General features: G+C 43.4%; 13 protein-coding genes. 7 read left to right on the top strand and 6 right to left on the bottom strand.

What is annotated here, in order from left to right:
* The first annotated feature begins 237 nt into the window (after positions 1–237).
* A complete protein-coding gene (locus OC193_RS21710; RefSeq protein ID WP_048662430.1) occupies positions 238–1,140 on the top strand; it encodes a DMT family transporter in 903 nt (300 codons plus the stop codon).
* A 65-nt stretch (positions 1,141–1,205) separates the two neighbouring features.
* Here the strand turns inward: OC193_RS21710 and OC193_RS21705 are convergent, their stop codons facing one another.
* From OC193_RS21705 to deoD, 4 genes are all read right to left on the bottom strand, one after another.
* Positions 1,206–2,786, bottom strand: a complete 1,581-nt coding sequence (locus OC193_RS21705) for a GGDEF domain-containing protein (RefSeq protein WP_048662429.1) — start codon at positions 2,784–2,786, stop codon at positions 1,206–1,208.
* Positions 2,786–4,255, bottom strand: coding sequence for a hypothetical protein (locus tag OC193_RS21700; RefSeq protein ID WP_048662428.1), 1,470 nt, complete (start codon positions 4,253–4,255; stop codon positions 2,786–2,788). Before OC193_RS21700 ends, OC193_RS21705 begins: the two co-directional genes overlap by 1 nt.
* Before the next feature lie 186 nt (positions 4,256–4,441).
* Positions 4,442–5,911 carry a lactate dehydrogenase gene (locus tag OC193_RS21695; protein ID WP_048661020.1) on the bottom strand — a complete coding sequence of 490 codons (1,470 nt, stop codon included), beginning with the start codon at positions 5,909–5,911 and terminating at the stop codon, positions 4,442–4,444.
* Between the two features lie 82 nt (positions 5,912–5,993).
* Positions 5,994–6,704: a purine-nucleoside phosphorylase gene (deoD, locus tag OC193_RS21690; protein WP_048661021.1), complete on the bottom strand. Its 711-nt coding sequence runs from the start codon at positions 6,702–6,704 to the stop codon at positions 5,994–5,996.
* Positions 6,705–7,050: 346 nt separating this feature from the next.
* Between deoD and OC193_RS21685 the strand changes: the two genes are divergently transcribed.
* The gene (locus OC193_RS21685; protein WP_048662427.1) at positions 7,051–8,025 is read left to right on the top strand and encodes a L,D-transpeptidase family protein; all 975 of its coding nucleotides are present in this window, start codon (positions 7,051–7,053) and stop codon (positions 8,023–8,025) included.
* Positions 8,026–8,202: 177 nt separating this feature from the next.
* On the opposite strand, the gene OC193_RS21680 is transcribed toward OC193_RS21685, so the two are convergent.
* Positions 8,203–8,469, bottom strand: coding sequence for an Lpp/OprI family alanine-zipper lipoprotein (locus OC193_RS21680; protein ID WP_017061882.1), 267 nt, complete (start codon positions 8,467–8,469; stop codon positions 8,203–8,205).
* Between the two features lie 361 nt (positions 8,470–8,830).
* Here OC193_RS21680 and OC193_RS21675 point away from each other — a divergent pair, with 361 nt between their 5' ends.
* Positions 8,831–10,162 (top strand): DEAD/DEAH box helicase, encoded by a 1,332-nt coding sequence (locus OC193_RS21675; RefSeq protein ID WP_048661023.1) that lies wholly within the window; start codon positions 8,831–8,833, stop codon positions 10,160–10,162.
* A 101-nt stretch (positions 10,163–10,263) separates the two neighbouring features.
* Here OC193_RS21675 and OC193_RS21670 read toward each other — a convergent pair whose 3' ends face one another.
* Positions 10,264–11,517: an SGNH/GDSL hydrolase family protein gene (locus tag OC193_RS21670; RefSeq protein WP_048661024.1), complete on the bottom strand. Its 1,254-nt coding sequence runs from the start codon at positions 11,515–11,517 to the stop codon at positions 10,264–10,266.
* Between the two features lie 480 nt (positions 11,518–11,997).
* Between OC193_RS21670 and OC193_RS21665 the strand changes: the two genes are divergently transcribed.
* From OC193_RS21665 to OC193_RS21650, 4 genes are all read left to right on the top strand, one after another.
* On the top strand, positions 11,998–12,939 hold the full coding sequence (locus OC193_RS21665; RefSeq protein WP_048661025.1) for a lipase family alpha/beta hydrolase: 942 nt from the start codon (positions 11,998–12,000) through the stop codon (positions 12,937–12,939).
* Between the two features lie 38 nt (positions 12,940–12,977).
* Positions 12,978–13,886 carry a lipase secretion chaperone gene (locus OC193_RS21660; protein WP_048661026.1) on the top strand — a complete coding sequence of 303 codons (909 nt, stop codon included), beginning with the start codon at positions 12,978–12,980 and terminating at the stop codon, positions 13,884–13,886.
* A 310-nt stretch (positions 13,887–14,196) separates the two neighbouring features.
* On the top strand, positions 14,197–16,218 hold the full coding sequence (locus OC193_RS21655) for a prolyl oligopeptidase family serine peptidase (RefSeq protein ID WP_048662426.1): 2,022 nt from the start codon (positions 14,197–14,199) through the stop codon (positions 16,216–16,218).
* Complete coding sequence (locus OC193_RS21650) at positions 16,219–18,360, top strand: TonB-dependent hemoglobin/transferrin/lactoferrin family receptor (protein WP_048661028.1); 2,142 nt, start codon at positions 16,219–16,221, stop codon at positions 18,358–18,360. It abuts the gene before it with no gap.
* The last annotated feature ends 4 nt before the right edge of the window (positions 18,361–18,364 follow it).

Here is an 18,364-nt window from a genome sequence, read left to right as displayed (position 1 = left end):
ATACTACGCTATCATCCAAGTAATTGTTATAAAAATGATTTACCAATTTGAAATAATATGTTGTCGCTTCTTATGTGACTCAAAGCATGGATGGATCTTATAAAATTCAATCGTATTTGAAGAGGTTATTTCGGCTTCTTTGTTGGTATTCAAGCTGACATGATGACAGTTCCGATTCAAACGATGCGCATAGCCATAGCCATAGTCATAACAACAAAAAATAAAGGACAAACACGGATGTATGTAGGTGAATTGGCGGCCATTGGTGCTGCGATTGTGTGGGCGTGTGCGACATGGATTTATGGACAATTTGGACATCGCTTCTCTGCAATGCAACTGAATATTGTTAAGGGTGTAGTGGCATCTGGGATGATGTTGCTGGTAATGCCTCTTATCCCAATGCCGGATTTTGAGCTTAGTACCAACCATTTTCTGATATTGGCAATTTCAGGTGTAATTGGAATAGCGATCGGAGATAGCGCCTATTTTGCGGCATTGAAAAGAATCGGCGCCAATAAGACTCTACTATTGGAATCTTTGGCACCGCCTCTTTCTGGTGTATTAGCGTTGATGTTCCTTGGCGCTGTATTGACATTGCAAAGCTGGCTCGGTGTCGTGATTACAACACTAGCGGTGACCTTCGTCGTCTTCCAGCCATCAAAATCGGCGAGCGGTGATTCGAATGACAAAGCGGAGTGGGGTGGCATTGGTTATGGGCTTGTGGCGAGTGTTTGTCAGGCATCTGGTGTGGTTATTTCTCATTACGCGTTAGTGGCGGGTGACATTCCACCATTGTTAGGTGCTTTGATTCGCCTGACGATTGGCGTGTCTGTCGTAATGCTGATTATCCCTTTCGTTGAAAAGAAGCCTTATTCATCGATAGAAAGAGATTTATGGGAAATGACCAAGCTCGACAAACTTTGGTTATTAGGGGCGATCTTTGTTGGGACGTTTCTCGCCCTTTGGCTCCAGCAAGTGGCGCTGAAAAATGCTAACCCTGCGGTTGCACAAACATTGATAGCGACCAGCCCTGTCTTTATTTTGGTGATTTATGCGCTGAAAGGGGAAAAGGTGTCAAAGCAAAGTGTCATCGGCACACTTGTCGCCCTTGCGGGAATTTCTCTGTTCTTTTATCAATAAGGGGCAGGCTTTTAGTTACAGAACTACAGAACTACAGAATTACAGAGCTAAAGAGTGTCATGGCTCTACTCTGTACAGACTTGATTGCGGCCGTTGGCTTTAGCTCGGTATAGCGCTTTATCGGCACGGTAGAAGGTGCGTTGAGTATTCTCTCCGTCACGATGCAAAGTGATACCGATACTTACGGTCAAACCGCGCTCCCCAAGTATTTCATGCCATCCGAATTGGAAGATACGTTCTCGATAATTTTCAGAGTGCATTTCTGCCTTAGCGAGATCGCTGTTCTCTAGGATGACCAAAAACTCTTCTCCGCCAAATCGGACACAGGATGCACCTCTAAACTTGAAGTACGATCTAAGCTCTTGCGAGACGCTGACGATCGCTTTATCACCCACTAAGTGGCTTAGTTCATCATTGATAGACTTAAAGTGGTCAATATCGATAACCATCAATGCGAAAGAGGTGTCGTGCAGCAGCATGTCTTTCAGTTTCACATCTAACCAACGACGGTTGTGTAATCCTGTCAATGGATCGGTGAATACGTCTTGTTGAAGTTGAGCAACCGCATTCTTGTGTTGCTCAGTCGTCTCTTTCAGCTCTTTGTTTTCTTGTTCAGAGAGAATGAGTTTGAGTTGTAACTCAAAACGAGACAAGCGGCGTAGCTGGCTTGCGCCGAGTTCACTTATCGGGATCTGCTTCATCAGATCGGTTTCAATTCGGTAGCCTTTTTTCTCATAGCTTAGCGCATCTTGAAAACGTCCTTGATTCATGCACACGTCACTCAGCGAATCGTAGAATCGCTTCGCAAGCACTGGCGACGAGTAGGCTTTCACTCGTTTGTCTGTGCTCGACAAAATCATGCTCGCGTAGTCTTGCTTGCCGGTTGCACTTAGACAATGTGCTAGCTCTAGACGAGTCATAGTCGAAAGCCAGCTTGCTTGAGTGCTGTTGGCTGGGTATTGAACCTTGGACAGACAGCGTAGCGCTTCATGATATTTTTTCTTAACGCGCAGCACCTTTGCTTGGTAAAGCAATATTTGAGCTGTGAGCAACTTGTCACTCACCAAAATACTCAGTTCTTCGCACTCATTCAGTAAATCGCTGGCTGCAGTAATACGGTTGAGCAGAAGCAAGCTCGCCACCATATGCAGCTTGAATTTGAGGCGAAGTGAGCGACTGCTTATCGCATGGTCTATGCTGCTGATTTTTTGGTAATAACGAAGGGCTCTGTTGTGATCGCCATAGGAATCACACAGGTTCCCCATGCCTAAAATTGCTAGTACATACTCATCGATATGGCCGTGTTCAACCGCGATTGTCGATGAACTGACGAATTCATTGAGTGCTGACGTGTAATCACCAATTTCAACTAAGCGGTCACTTAGGCTGGTCTTGACTGTCAGAATGTCTTCAATATCGGCAGGAAGGTGGAGCAGATCGAGTGCTCGTCTCAACTCTTCGATACTGGTTTGATTTTGTTGTAACTCGGCACGGTATTCAGAGCTGATGATATAGCAGTGCGCTTGCTCTGTTTGCGTTGTCGAAACGTGCTGGCGAATGTGGTTCCAGAAGATGATCGCTTCTTCACCTGATACCGATGAAGGGTCTAAACCGGCGTCTGTGATCTTGCTTAATAGCGTTTCCATTATTCTATTACCTCAGCATCGTCTTCTTCTAATTGTTCAAGCGTAAACGGGAACGTCAAAATATCATTGAGGCTGACGGTCGGTCTTGAACCTTTTAATCCTTTTCTATGCCAAGGATAAATATCAAGCATGGTGCTGAGAGTTTGGAAGGTTTGCTCTGCGGCTTCGCCTTTTTCGGAAAGCATAAGAGCCACACGTTCAGAACTTAGCCTTGCAATGAAGTCATTCTGGTTACATAAAGCATGAGCAATCTCGGTACAGACATCTAAGTAATCAGTATCGACATGATGGAACATAATGATGCTGTGGTTTGAACGCTTAAGCTCTGTCTTAAAGAGGACCAGTTTTTCCCACCAAAAGGTTTCAGAGACAACGTAAGATAGGTGCTTTTCAGGATCGTATTCGTGTTGGCCACGAATACGATTAATCAGTTTTCGTGCCCTCTGTTCAAGCTGGCGTTTTGAACTGCGTGCTTTGTCCAAACCGACACGATTAGTTTGCTCTTTAAGCATGCCGATAGAATATTGACGGTACTTTTTAAAGGCGACTAATGCTGCTTTGAAATCCTGGTTTTCTTCTGCAACCAAGGACTGTTGGTAACAAATTTGGCTAAGCAATTCACCATTATCAAATTCATTGGCGGATTGTTCAGCGAGTCTCAGTAATTCTGCCGCTTGTTCTGGCCTTTTTCTCAGGAGATCCAATCGAGCTCGACTGATGTATGAATGCGCCTTCATCCAAACTAGGTTGTGTTCGACTGCCAGACTGTGCGCTTTGGCAGTGGCGCGCTCTGCGTCATCTAAGCGTTCAAGACCAAGTAGAGCAAGGCCTCGGAAGTCCCATACTTCTGCATGCCAAGTGTTATCTTTATGGTCTTTTAATGCTTCTTCTGCACCGTCTAGTACCGATAGCATTTCAACATAGTTGTTGAGCAGATAGTAATCCCACGCGAGCAGTATTCTGGCTTTGCCCTCTAACCAACCAATGCGGCTGTTGTTAGCCACTTTAACGGCAAGTTGGTGAGTAGAACGTGCAAGTTTATATTCGTGGGTCATTCGCCAAATATTGCCGAGACCAATGAGGCATTCAATTTGAATTTCGACTTCATCAACCAACGCAGATTGCTCTAAAGCATTGATCCAAAACTGTTGGGCGGAATAATATTTGGCTTGCCCCCAGAACTGGAGAGCGTGTAAATGGAGGATTTCAGGGAGAAAAAGGTCGGTATCTAATCGGCTTTGGCGCTTATAGGCTTCCTTGATGTGCTTTAAACCTTTCTGGTAATCCATCAGGTTCCAGCTACACCTTGCCATTAACATCAATGACTGGATGGCACCCTCTTCAAACAGAACTTGCTCTGATCTGACTAGGCACTGTTGAGCGATCTCTAGGATCACCGATGGCTCAGAGTCAACACGAGTTTTGAGTTTTTCTAATTCTGTTTCAAGAAGGTACTGATTTTTGTCCAAGACTTAGATCCATGATTATCGAACATATTGATAACACAATCATTATAAGAGTGTAATTTGAGATAAGCACCAATTATCTTTCTTAGAGCGTCAAAGGAACATCGATCTTTTCTAATTATGGGTGTTACCTCATGTTGTTGCTTTAAAATCAATGAGTTCCCGAATAATTATCTAGAGGCTTTGTTGCTATGAAAGTAGTTGCTTTAGAGTTAATGGCTGCTCTGCTACGCCCAAGCGTTGCGCTGCCGTGAGCCCTTGCTTATCTTGGTAGCACAGATTGTGCCAAGCTCTAAATATGTCGAGCAATGGAAGAATGCCCCCAGGACGAAGTTTACGTCTGGGCTCATTGATGAAGCTATCAAATAACAGCTGAAAGCGCTGTTGATAGAACTTAGTTTGTTGAATTGAGGCCGTGTTAAACCACTGTTTTGGTTCTGGATTGTTACCTGTTAGGTAGCAGATGCCTTTCTGATTATCACCTTGATTCGCAATAGCCCAACGATCTCGCCACCAACTCATATGAACGATGTCGATCTTTTCAAAACTTTGATCGTCTTGCCAGCCTGAATCTTCCTCTACATACATAAGGTCAATATTTTGACTCTGAATGCGCGGCAAACATACGCTTAAAGCGGCAGATCTTAGTAATGGATCTTGTGGCATATAGATGGCGACATGTTTGTCTTCATTACACATATCCAACACATGTAGGAAGTGAGCATAAGAGGTATAAGGCGGTCGAATTAGTGCGCCTTTTGAAGGGTAGCTAAATGTGGTGAGGTTACCCATAGGGTCCTCAACGTTACCTCTCGCAAGAATCACTTGGTACTGCTGTTCAATGCGCTCTTTTAGTTTGTCAGAGGGCTGAGGTAGTTCGAGATTCGCTTCTGAAGAGTGCTCTTTGGATACAAAGCGTGCAACATCATCATAAGGGTTGTGGTCGACATTCCCTGATGGCTCTTCATTTTGAGAGTAGTTAACGTGTTGGCAAAGGATGTAGCCAGAATGCGCCTCGCCAGTCGCTATCCAAACCACACCGTTGTTACTTTGTGGCTGTAGACGCTGGTAGTGAGATGCGAACTCGTAATCTTTCGCATGGTTAACCCATCGTGCATCGATCATCGCTAATTTACGACGACAACGGCTCGCGATATGGTCAACATGATCATAGAAAGTCTTTGGATTGATCTCTAATTTTCTACAGATTTCACGTACGGAATAGCCCATGAACAGTAAGCCCATGAGGTTTTCTTGAAATTGAAGTTTTTTATTGGATCCAGACCATTTATCAACGAAGGTTGATTGGCAGTCTTTGCATCGATAACGCTGCCTGTCGCCACTATAGCCGAAGGCATGATAAAGATGTTTGTGGGTATGAACCGATAAGCCGAAGTTATCGCAATCATCATTACGACAAGCAGGGAGCCCATCGCTGTGAAGTTGTCTTAGGCGATGAAGTTCGCTTAACACTTCACGATTGTTAAGTAAGGGGGGGAAAGCTCCACATTCACGACAAACCATCGCTGGACGCTTAGGGTTAGCGTGTTGCAAAACATACCGTTTTGCATCGCTCAAGCCAAAGTTGTCACACGCCAATGTTTTACAAAAGTTGAGTTGCAAACCATCCGCATCTTTTGGCAGCTTGTCGTTAGACACGATCTCCCCCTCGGGATTATTTGAGCAGCCAAGCGAGCTTGGCTGCGGGGTAACGCTTTTCAATGTATCTTTTATCAAGTCGTTAGATGTTGATTGCTGTCTCTAGAGCAACTTTCATCATGTCGTTGAAAGACTTTTGACGCTCTTCAGAGCTTAGTTTCTCGCCACGGATGATGTGGTCAGATACTGTTAGGATAGTCAATGCTTTAGCACCAAGGTCTGCAGCAACACCGTAGATACCAGCTGCTTCCATATCAACACCTAGGATGCCTAGTTTTTCCATTTTTTCGAAAAGGTCAGCTTCTGGAGTGTAGAAAAGGTCAGCAGAGAATACGTTACCAACTTTAACTGGAACTTCTTGTGCACGTGCTTGGTTTACTGCTTCTTCTAGAAGGCCGAAATCAGCGATAGCCGCGAAGTCGTGGTTGTTGAAACGAATACGGTTTACTTTTGAGTCAGTAGAAGCACCCATACCGATAACAACGTCCATTAGTTTAACGTCGTCACGTACTGCGCCACAGCTACCTACACGAATAACATTTTTCACACCGTACTCAGCGATAAGCTCGTGTACGTAGATGCAGCATGATGGGATACCCATACCGTGGCCCATTACAGAAACTTTCTTACCTTTGTAAGTGCCTGTGTAGCCAAACATGTTGCGAACGTCACAAACTTGCTTCACGTCATCAAGGAATGTTTCTGCAATGTATTTTGCGCGAAGCGGGTCGCCCGGCATAAGTACTGTTTCTGCGAAATCACCAGCTTGAGCATTAATATGAGGTGTAGCCATGGTCGTTCTCCAAAGTTTAAACGGTAATTATAGGAACAGGATTTAATCAATTACCGATTCTGTTGAATTGAATTCGTTTTGTTGAGGCAATATTAGCGAGTTAGAACGTGGCTCCATGAGACTTTAGTCACAAAATAGGTCTGTCATTATAGTTTTATTAATATTGATAACCAAATATGTTGAAAGCGTAAAGGCAATCGATTTTGTATGGGTAAATTGCAAGCCAATGAGAGGAAAAGGCCCACATATAAACTTGTTGCCTATCAGTTTCGAGACAACAATACGTTGTAGAGACGTTTGATCAGCGATAATCTAAACTTTGATAAAAGACAAACCAAGGATTTGTATGTCGTATTGCGCTAACTCGACGCCTTTGCAGTCAATGAAAACCCGACTACACAGGGCAGCATCGCTTGTTGTAAGAACTACTTTGCTTGCCAGTGGAATAGCTTCATCGTGGGTGTCTGCTGCAACCTTTGAATTGCCACCAACAGAAAGCCGTATTGTTGGCAGAATACAGCAGCATGAAGTGGTGGCGGGCGAAACCTTGGCCATCATTGCCAAGCAATACGATATTGGTTTCCTCTCTTTAATGGCAGCCAACAAAGGAGTGGATCCTTTTCTTCCCGCGGAAGGTTATGTGTTGAGCATTCCAAGTCGTCTGATTCTGCCTGATACCCCAAGAAAGGGGATTGTTATCAACCTTGCTGAGTTGAGGTTGTACTACTTTGAGCCCGATAAAAATCAAGTACATGTTTTTCCTGTCGGCATCGGTCGAGTGGGACGCGATACCCCCGAGATGATCACCAAGATAAGTCAAAAAAGACCGAATCCAACATGGACGCCACCAAATTCAATCCGCAAAGAGTATCTTGAAAAGGGCATTGAATTACCGAGAGTGGTTCCTGCCGGACCGGAAAACCCATTGGGTGAGTACGCTTTGAGGCTTTCTTATGGCGCTGGTGACTACTTGATCCATGGTACTAATAAAGACTTCGGAATAGGTTTACGAGTTAGCTCTGGTTGTATCCGAATGGAACCTAAGGATATTGAATGGCTGTTTGAGCAAGTGAACCGTGGCGAACAGGTCACCATTATCAATGAGCCAATCAAAGTGTCACTAGAGCCAGATAGAAGTGTGTTTGTCGAAGCGCACGAACCATTAACTCGAAGTGATGGTTCAAAGAAATCATTACAGATCCCTGTGGAATTAAAATGGTGGCTTGAAGACGCAGAACTGCCTAATTCAAAAGCGAAGGCGGTTATCTTTGCTCAAAACGGCGTGCCTGTAGAGATAGCACCACCTGTGATTGAGTTTTAATTCGATTGCCTCTTCTGTAACAAGGGGCGGTTTCCCTTTCTCTACTCGAATTAGTCCCTTCTACTCGAGTTAGTATCGCCCAAAAAAAAAGCACCACATCCGTTAAGAGGTGGTGCTGTCCATATACTGCTTTTGCGACTTATTTAAACTACAGCTTAATCGCACTTAGATCTCAAACTACTTAGTGTACGACTCTGCGATGTTGTCGATACGTTCGTTAGCACGATCCGCTTCTTCTTTTGCTGCCATAGCGGCTGCTTCTGCTTCTTGTGCCTTCATTTCTGCGGCTGCTTTGTCACTTTTAAGTGCTTCAACTTCGCTAGTAAGTTGAGCAACTTGGTTAGTTAGTTGATCCATTTCTGACACTGCAGCTTCTTCTGGCTCTGAAGAACAACCGGCTAAAATGAAAACTGAGGCTGCAGCTGCGATTAACGTCTTATTCATAAGAACTCCTTGCTTATTTATCATCAAAAGATGCGCTATACATTCTCTATCATATAGTCGCTTCATTAATGATTGTAGCGACTAATTTTTTAACTGCAAAAACAATAAATAAAGAAATTGCTAAATTTTTGAGGTAATTAGCTGAGCATCACGTTCTGTCTCACTTATGAGATGAAGGGTTTAGAGGAGACTGTAATGTGTTCTTGGAGAGCCATCTCTTTGCTAGCAATGCATACAATGTTCTAGCTAGAGATAGATTAAGGGATAAATTTACTGTGATCTCTATCCTTATAAAGTACTTTCGCGGTATCATGTCACGTTAAATTAATTTTATTCAATACCATCATGACTGGAGAGTCCTTTGCACTTTAAAGATTTAGGCTTAGATAACCGCTTACTGAAGAACTTAAAACATTACGACTTCAAGAAGGCGACAGAGATCCAATCAAAAGCGATCCCTGTTGCTATTGCTGGTAAGGATCTATTGGCTTCATCAAAAACGGGATCAGGAAAAACATTGGCGTTTGTGTTGCCAATGATACATAAGGCTTTAAAAACAAAAGCGTTTTCTGCTAAAGATCCTCGTGGTGTAATTTTGGCTCCTACTCGTGAGCTGGCTAAGCAAGTTTACGGTGAACTGCGTAGCATGCTTGGTGGTTTATCTTACGAAGCGGCGCTTATCTTGGGTGGCGAAAACTTTAACGACCAAGTTAAAGCACTGCGTAAGTACCCTCGTTTTATCGTTGCAACTCCAGGTCGTCTTGCTGACCACTTAGAACATCGTTCATTGTTCCTAGATGGTGTTGAAACGCTAATCCTTGATGAAGCAGACCGTATGCTTGACTTGGGTTTCGCTCCAGAACTTCGTCGCATTGCTAATGCTGCTAAACACCGTCGTCGTCAGACACTAATGTTCTCTGCAACGTTAGATCACGCTGAAGTAAACGGCATTGCCAATGAAATGCTAGATGCGCCTAAGCGTATCTCTGTTGGTGTTTCTAACGAGCAGCATTTAGATATCACTCAGAAATTCTACCTATGTGATCACCTCGATCACAAAGAAGCGATTCTAGACCGTGTACTAGAAGAAGCTGAATACCGTCAGGTAATGATCTTCACTGCAACTCGTGCTGATACCGATCGTCTAACAGATAAGTTGAACGAGAAGAAGCTTAAAGCGGTTGCACTGAGTGGTAACCTAAACCAAACGCAACGTAATGCTATTATGAGCCAGTTTGAGCGTGCGGTTTACAAAATCTTGGTAACAACCGATGTTGCTTCTCGTGGTATCGATATTCCAAACGTGAGCCACGTTATTAACTTTGATATGCCGAAGCACACCGAAGAGTATGTTCACCGTGTTGGTCGTACTGGCCGGGCAGGTAACAAAGGCGATGCAATCTCTTTGGTTGGTCCAAAAGACTGGGACAGCTTCAAGCGTGTTGAGCTTTACCTTCAACAAGATCTTACTTTCTCTGTGCTTGAAGGCCTAAAAGGTAAGTTCAAAGGTATCAAGCCTCGTAAACCAGCCTTTAAGAAGGGCGGCCCAGCTAAGAAAGCGGGCAAACCTCAAGCGAAGAAGACAGCGAAGAAGCCAGTTAAACGTGATAAGAGCTTCCACCAAAATGTGGCAGTGGGTGACACAGTGTTTATCCCTAAGAAGAAAGTTGCGCCAAAAACTGACGATGAGTAACCAACTCGCGTGAGCCAAAAGCTAACGTAAATAAAAACCGCCAATATTAGGCGGTTTTTTTGTTTCTCTACTTTGTCTAAGCATTAGCTTCCGGTATTTAGCTAGAAATCGAACGTCGAGAGCGAATACGCCAAGATGTGGTCTGCAATGTATTTATGAGTAGCTGTAGTTGGGTGTGTCACGCCCCAAAAGACATAATTGTCTGAACCGTAAGTTGCACAATCATTAGTTAAGCTGTGGCTTCGTAAGTAGTCAGCGGCTGAGCTTCTATTGAGATCAAGACAAGCGTCACTCGCATTTCTAAAGCCATGCTGCTCAGGGTTATCAGTAATGCTGGCGAACAACGCACTCGCATCGAACAACACCAGATTTTTCCCCATGCTTTGGTAATACTCAGCCTGTGCTTTAATGAACTGATTGAACTCTAAGATCTTTCCTCGAACTTTGATAATCTCTTGCTCGGTTGAATATTTGAATTGCGGTGCTTTGGTCGCATCGGGCAATGTGAACAGTAAGATATTGTTCGCACCAGACTCTGTTAGCCGGATAAGTGCGCTACTAAAATCGGCTTTTACATCGGCGACTTCTCGGTCGTAATTCATAAAATCGTTAAGGCCAAACTCGATCGTAAATAGGGAGTTTTCAGGGCGGTAGTTCTTAGCGACTTTCATGTAGGTCAGATAAGAGGTGACTTGATCATAAACACCAGTCAACGCGACATATTGGTTGGTACCGGCTGCGCCGCCGACGGCCCAGTTATACAGAGGAACATCTTTGGCTTTGGCTAAATATTCCGTCCAAACCAAACCGTTTGAGAAGTGCCCAAGAAACCATGAATTCGCATTGGGGAAAACCCATTGAGAACCATTAAATAGATTCCCGGTATCAGAAAGGCTATCACCAAAAGTAACAATGCGATTAATTGTATTGGCTTGAACTACGTTATCGTTGGTCCAGATGGAGTGGTTGTAAGAGAAACGATTGTCTGCGGCAAAATAGGTGATGTCTGCGACGTCATGTTGGATGTCGAGCGTCTCTTCACAACGCTGCCTGATTTCAGATTGATGAGTATCACTGTAGAACATGTTTTTGAATGAAACAGAAGACCACCAATAACCGTTGATCGTGTAATAGTCCCCGTTTTCTTTTTTAGCCCATTTCCAATCGGTAGCGGCAGAGTCATGCGATGCATCGGTTCGATACCAACATCGAACATAAGAGTAAGTTTCGGAGCCTTGCGTGCTAAGCACTTGAGCGGATGTTATAGATTCTGGTGTTGGTGTTGGTGTTGGATCTTCAGCGGCATAAGCACCGAAAGGCATGGTTAACGCGAGTATTAAAGCCGTATTTTTCATCACTGTGTTCTCTTTTTTTATTTTGAGGTGAGCCAATGGAAACGTTGTTGCTTGTTGATAAGTGAATAACTAAATGACTGGTACGACCTATACATAAAATTAATAATTTACGTCAATACATTCAAACTATTGGAGTGTCATTACTGGTATAAATATCAAATTTCCAACGGGTTTATGGTTGATAAATAACGGTTTAAAAGCTTGAACGTTTGCCATCGCGCTTTTGATCTTTACGAATGTTAGGTTGATATTTTGGTTAGTTTATTGAAAGTGCGAGTTCATGCTATTGCATTAAATATTAATTAAATCAATTAGTTAACACCTTAGCTTTAGGTCTTAATCTGTTTGTGTTGATGTTAATCACTACTGTTTAATTCCAGTTCAATCTCACAAATATCGAGTCACTTTTTTCTGTTTTATAAAATCATCAACTACGGTTCTTTTACTCATCAGAGGTCTAATCTGTTTAAGGAAAGAGCATTGAAAAAGATATTAATTTGGACGATAGCTTGTCTATCCAGTTTTGGTGCCTATGCAGGAACGAGCGCATCGGCATTAGAAGTCAGCGGATACACTGAAACGAAATATCCCATTGTGTTGGTACATGGCTTGTTTGGCTTCGATACATTGGCGGGCGTCGACTATTTCTATGGCGTACCGGAATCTCTGACAAAAGATGGCGCGAGTGTATACGTCGCTCAGGTTTCTGCGACCAACAGCTCTGAAGTTCGTGGCGAGCAGTTGCTGGCTCAAGTTGAAACACTTATAGCGGCAACCGGAGCGAGTAAGGTGAACTTGGTTGGACACAGTCATGGTGGACCGACTGCACGCTATGTGGCATCAGTTCGCCCAGATCTGGTTGCATCAGTGACCAGTATTGGTGGCGTTCACAAAGGCTCTAAGGTGGCCGATTTAGTTCGCGGCACCGTACCTGAAGGCTCAGCTACAGAAGGTATTGCGGTTAAACTTGCTGATGGATTAACGACACTGATTAACCTTTTATCTGGTGGAACGGATCTAGACCAAGACGGACTCGCTTCTCTTGAAGCTTTAACGACAGAAGGTTCGCTTGCATTCAATCAGTTTTACCCAGAAGGCGTTCCTACGTCTGAATGTGGTGATGGTGAGTGGCAAGCAAGTAACGGTGTTTATTACTACTCCTGGACAGGGTCATCCACTTTTACCAACCTTCTTGATCCTACCGACGGAGCAATGACAATCCTTGGCCTAGCCTTCACTGAACCGAATGACGGGCTAGTGGGGGCGTGCAGCGCGCATTTAGGCAAAGTGATTGGTGACGATTACAAAATGAACCACCTAGATGAGATAAATGGGTTATTGGGAATTCACCATCTCTTTGAGACCGATCCTGTGACGCTCTATCGCCAGCATGCCAATCGATTAAAGTTGGCTGGTTTGTAGTCTGCACAACCGTTTAAATTAGAAACAAGGAAAGTATGATGAAAAAGACCGCCATTTTGTCGATAACTACGATAGCCCTGATGAGTACAGCGGCGGTCTTTTTGTATCCAACCTTTTTACCGGTAAAGACAGACGAGCTAAATTCAAACAAAAAAATAGAACAAAACGCCTCCTCTTTGAAGGCCACCTCTCAACAAGATACCGAAATCGATAATGCATCAGCTAAAGACATGATGGAATATTTTGTCTCAGGCAATAACGAACTAACCCTCGAAGATATTCGTGACAACGTGGCAAAACATCACAATCAATCACAAAGTGCCGTTGTCGATGAAGCATTGTTTGCCAAATACCTTGAGTATAAATCGGCACTGACCTCGTTGGATGTTCGGTTCGACACTACATCAATTTCAGCCGAAGACTTACAAGCACTTAATCAAGCGTTACTCGATCTCCAGGATCAATTCTTTAGCCAGAGCGAGATAAGTATTCTGTTTACTCATGACAATCGCATGAGAGAAATCGCTTTAGAAAAGTTACTTCTGAAACAAGAGGGCTTAGGTGAGCAAGACTATCAACAAAGGATGGATGCTTTGATGTCAGAACAGCCTGATTACGTTCAAACGAGCCATCAGAATCAGGTCTTGCTGCAACAACTATCAAGCTCTGAGGGGCTTGATCAACAAGATAAATACTTAAAGCGAAATGAACTTGTCGGCGAAGAAGCTGCGCAAAGGCTTGAAGCGCTCGACCAACAAAGAGCTGAATTTGAAGATGCCTTGGAAGTTTACCAAGTAGAACGAAATGACATTCTCAACGATGCTGCGCTTTCGCAGTTAGAACAACAAGAAACGATCGCTGATCTTAGGGTCGTACATTTTCCTTCAAAGCAGATTCGAAGAGTAGAAGCGATAGAAAGGATTTGGGACAAAGATCTTGGTGAGTAGGTTTGCTGAGCCAACGTGTTAGTTGAACTTATAGATAGAGCCTGTTGAACTAAGTCGTTGCCTAAAATTAAGTAAACGATTGCTTATTCTATAATTGCCCATAAATTTGCCACCAATAAACATTATTGACTAACTTATCACTCTTATTTGAATTTAAATTTTCCCTATGGTTGCAATAGCAAGCCATCATTAATTGATGCATTCCTCGTGATTCAAGTCACATATTTATGCAAATGATAATTGATCTCATTATCGTTTATGTGCAGTATAAGCGAAATTTATCAAATTAGCGTATGGATTTGTTGTATTTATGAAAGCGTTTGTGTTGTTAGCTTTTGCTCTCTTGTTGACAGGAGAAGTTAGTGCTTCTGATCAATTCTCCTGGCCCAGAGATGATTCTCGTAGCGGGAGCAATGTGCTCAAGTATCTTGAACAACAAAATAACAAAACTCACCAGTATCAAGAACGTATTCAATCTTTGAGTGAATCCCTACAAAAAAATTGGTATGACAACCGCCCTAATCGAGCTGACAAACCATGGCAAGAAATTGGTGGATATGAATATGCGATCCTGGAGCGCGATGGTAAGAGATCCTTGCTATCACGGTTAGTTGGGAGTGAAGATTTTACTGAATTACTTAACATTGATGCTCGATCTGCTGAATTTGACTATTACCAATTAGGCGCTTGGACACTAGACTCAACCAGAACAAAACTTGCGATCGCTGAAGATGTTACAGGGGCAGAACAATATCGAGTAAGTGTTGTTGATCTTCAAACTCATCAAGTTATCTCTGTAGCCCAAAATGTAGATAGTTCATTGGCATGGTCTAAAGATGGATTGTCTCTGTATTTGATTCAACTGGAAAAACAGACCTCAAAACCTTATGCATTAGCGAAATACTTCTTAGATCAGTCAGATCCCATTCAGCTACTAGAAGAGTCAGATTCTGCTTGGTTACTGTCGTATTACCTATCAAGTGATACTCAATTTGCTGTGGTACAGGCAAACAGTGGTAGTTCAAGTGAGCAGCGCTTATTAAACCTTGATTCTGGGGAAATATCTCAACCCGTTTTGCCACGTAAAGTTGGCGTGGAATACTACCTTGATGTTTCTGGCTCTCGTTTATTCGTCAACAGTAACCATACACGCAGTCATTTTGCATTTTACTCTGTACCGCTGCACCAAGCTTCACAAGTAGAGCAATGGACCACCGTCTTTGAGCCGGCAGATGAATCCAGAATCAACAACTTTTATTTGTTTGAATCTGGTCCTGTGGTTATTAGTCAGAGTGGGGCAATTCAGTCTTTACATTTCTTTGATAGCAGCAACAAATATCGTTTAAGCCAACCAATAACCGAGGTGGACCAGGTTGCTTGGGTGAGTCAAGTTGGCGACTACACGAGTAATAAACTGCATATTAGAAGTATGTCTCTTACCCAACCTGCAAAGTGGGAAAGCTTAAATACGGGTTCTCTAAAACGAGAATTACTCTCTCAAGATCATTACCCTCAATACCAACAATCAGCGTATCAAACTGCACAAGTTATGGTGAAGTCTGGCGAGGTATCGATCCCCGTTACTCTGGCTTATCGTAAAGATAAACTCACTCAGGATACTCCTGTATTTTTGTACGGATACGGGGCGTATGGCGTGACGATGAAGCCCTACTTTATGCCTCAAATTATCAGCCTCCTTGATGAAGGTGTTATTTATGCGATTGCGCATGTTCGCGGTGGTGGTTTCTATGGTGACTCTTGGTATCAAGCAGGCAAGGGGATAAAAAAAGAAAATGCCATCTTGGATTTCATCGCCGTTGCTCGTGATTTGACTACATACAATCTAGGTAAGCGTTCTATTTATGCGATGGGTGGCAGTGCTGGTGGAACTCTTGTTGCGGCGGCTCTAAATCAGGCTCCTGAATTATTTAATGGTGCAGTCCTCAAAGTGCCGTTCGTCGATGTAGTAAACAGCATGTCTGACTCATCTCTACCGTTAACCGCTCAACAGTACGGGGAATGGGGTAACCCTAGTGTCGCCGATGAATTAAAGGCAATGGAAGAATACGACCCTTATTTGAATCTTAGAGAACAAAATTACCCTCCGATTTTAATTCAAGTTGGCCTCAATGACCGCCGTGTTCCTTATTGGGAAGGGGCTAAGTATTACGCGAAACTTAACGAGCTTACGACCGGAAGCGGGCCCTATCTGTTAGCGACAAACTTTACTCAGGGGCACTCGACCGACAGGCGGCGCTCCCAGTCACAACAAGCGTTTGAGTACGCATTTCTTTTATCACTTACCCTGAAAGACATTAAAGCGGAGCAGTAAATGAAGCTTTCCCCCCTATCAGCGGCAGTACTGAGCGTACTTGCTGCCAACCTCGTGCATGCCGAATCCGAGGTTTATCACTTTGAAGAAGTGATCGTAACAGCGAATAAAATTGAACAGCCACTATCTGAAGTTGCAGGTTCAGTTGCCGTGATTACTGGTGAAGAACTCGAAAAAAAGGGCGCAACTGAGCTTTATGATGCAATAAAGAGCGAACCGGGAGTCAGTGTTTCTGGGGGAGCGGGGCGACCTCAAAATATCACTATCCGCGGAATGACTGGTAACCGTATCTTGATTGTTAAAGACGGAATAAAGTCTGCTGACGGCTTTGGAGCCAATGACCTCAATGACAAAATTGGGCGTAACTCGTTTGATATGTCTAACCTCGAAAGTATTGAGGTTATAAAAGGGGCGAGTTCGTCTGTATTTGGTTCGGGTGCTATTGGTGGTGTGGTAGTGGTTCGGACTAAAAAGCCGGGGGATTATCTCGACAACGAAGACTTTTATAGTGATGTCTCAGCAACCTATACCGGTATCAGTAATAAATACAAAGGCGCGACAAACCTTGCTTTTCGTTCGGGAAAGTTTGAAAGCTTGATAAACCTTTCTTATTGGGAAGGTGAAGAAACTCGTAATTTTGACGAAGACTTATATAACCGAGACATAGACGGTGTCGGTGGTGGTTATACGCTCAATTACTGGTCAAGTGATGCATTAATGCTTAAAGGGAATGTTGAGTACTATAAAGAGAATCTAAATAGAAAAGAGGGCACCTCTAAGATCCAAAAAGATGGCAAGTGGGATACTGAAGATTTTGATCAACAATCCTATACCGAGACTTTTTCTGCGTATGCGGGCTTTGAGTACCTTCCTTCCAATACTTGGTTCGAGGAATTGGATGCCAAGATCTATTGGCGTGATATGACTAATGAAGATACCACCAATCGTTTGATGTCTCGAACCAACAACAACGTTTCTGAGTTACGCAGAACGATTGATGTTCGTGGTTTTACCGATCAGCTTCTTGGTGTAAACGCCGATTTTATTAGTGCATTCCAACATCGCAACATGAGTCATACCTTATCTTATGGCGTGAATATGGAAACCAACCTCCATGAGCGTCCAAGTCAATCTTCTGTTTTAGATTGGAACGGAGTGTCACTTAACACGGATGTGCCTTTTGCTCCCGCTCGCTCGTACAACTTTGCCGCCTTTATTCGTGACGCGATTGAAATTGACGATTGGACTGTGACGGCAGGTGCTCGTTTTGATTTACACCAGTTGAAACCTGAGTCACAGAACACGATCAATGGCTATGAAGTGAAGGAGCAAAATTCGAGTGAGTTTTCTCCTAGCTTATCGGTGAGTTATCAGTTGACGGACTCGTTTAATACATACCTTTCTTACAATCACGGCTTTAGAGCTCCGGGTTATGACAAAATTTATGGTTACCAGAACCATGATTTTGTCCCAATCACCCCATTTGTCATTGTGCCGAATATGGATCTAGAGGCCGAAACCAGTGATTCGTTCGAATTAGGCAGTAAGTTTGATAATGGACAAACGCAGCTTTACGCGGCCGTTTTCTATCAAAAGTTCGATAATTTTATCGACGTTAAACAGATCACGTTTGTGCCGGACTCAAATACAGGTAACTACTACAAGCAGTATCAAAATGTAAATGGAGTCGAGACGTATGGCATTGAAGCTTCAATTGCTCATCGTTTAAGCGAGTTTTGGAGTGTGAGTACCAAGGTTGGTTACGTTGATGGAGAAGACGAAGATGGAGAAAAAGTTCGTACACTCACACCTTGGGAAGGTAATGCTGAGATAGCTTATGACGACAACGCTATCTCTGCTTACGCGCAGGTCAATTGGGCACAAGCTATGGATAACGTACCTCAATGTGAAGATGATTTAGGTATCGTTACCGATTGTGCGACGACCGCTGGCTGGGCGAGTGTCGATTTAGGTTTGAGTTACTCTTGGAACTTTGGCTTGGATGTTAGCGCCAATGTGATCAACCTATTTGATAAAGAATACATCCGATACCAAGATGTTGCGGGTATTGCGGACAGCAATAAACTTTACTCTACAGAACCTGGTCGTTACTTCACTGTTAACGCCAAGTATGAGTTTTAAGGAG

It is taken from the genome of Vibrio crassostreae (genome assembly GCF_024347415.1).
Taxonomy (GTDB): Bacteria; Pseudomonadota; Gammaproteobacteria; order Enterobacterales; family Vibrionaceae; genus Vibrio; species Vibrio crassostreae.
Note: the sequence above shows the minus strand (reverse complement) of the source record. Positions and strands in the feature narration are given on the sequence as shown.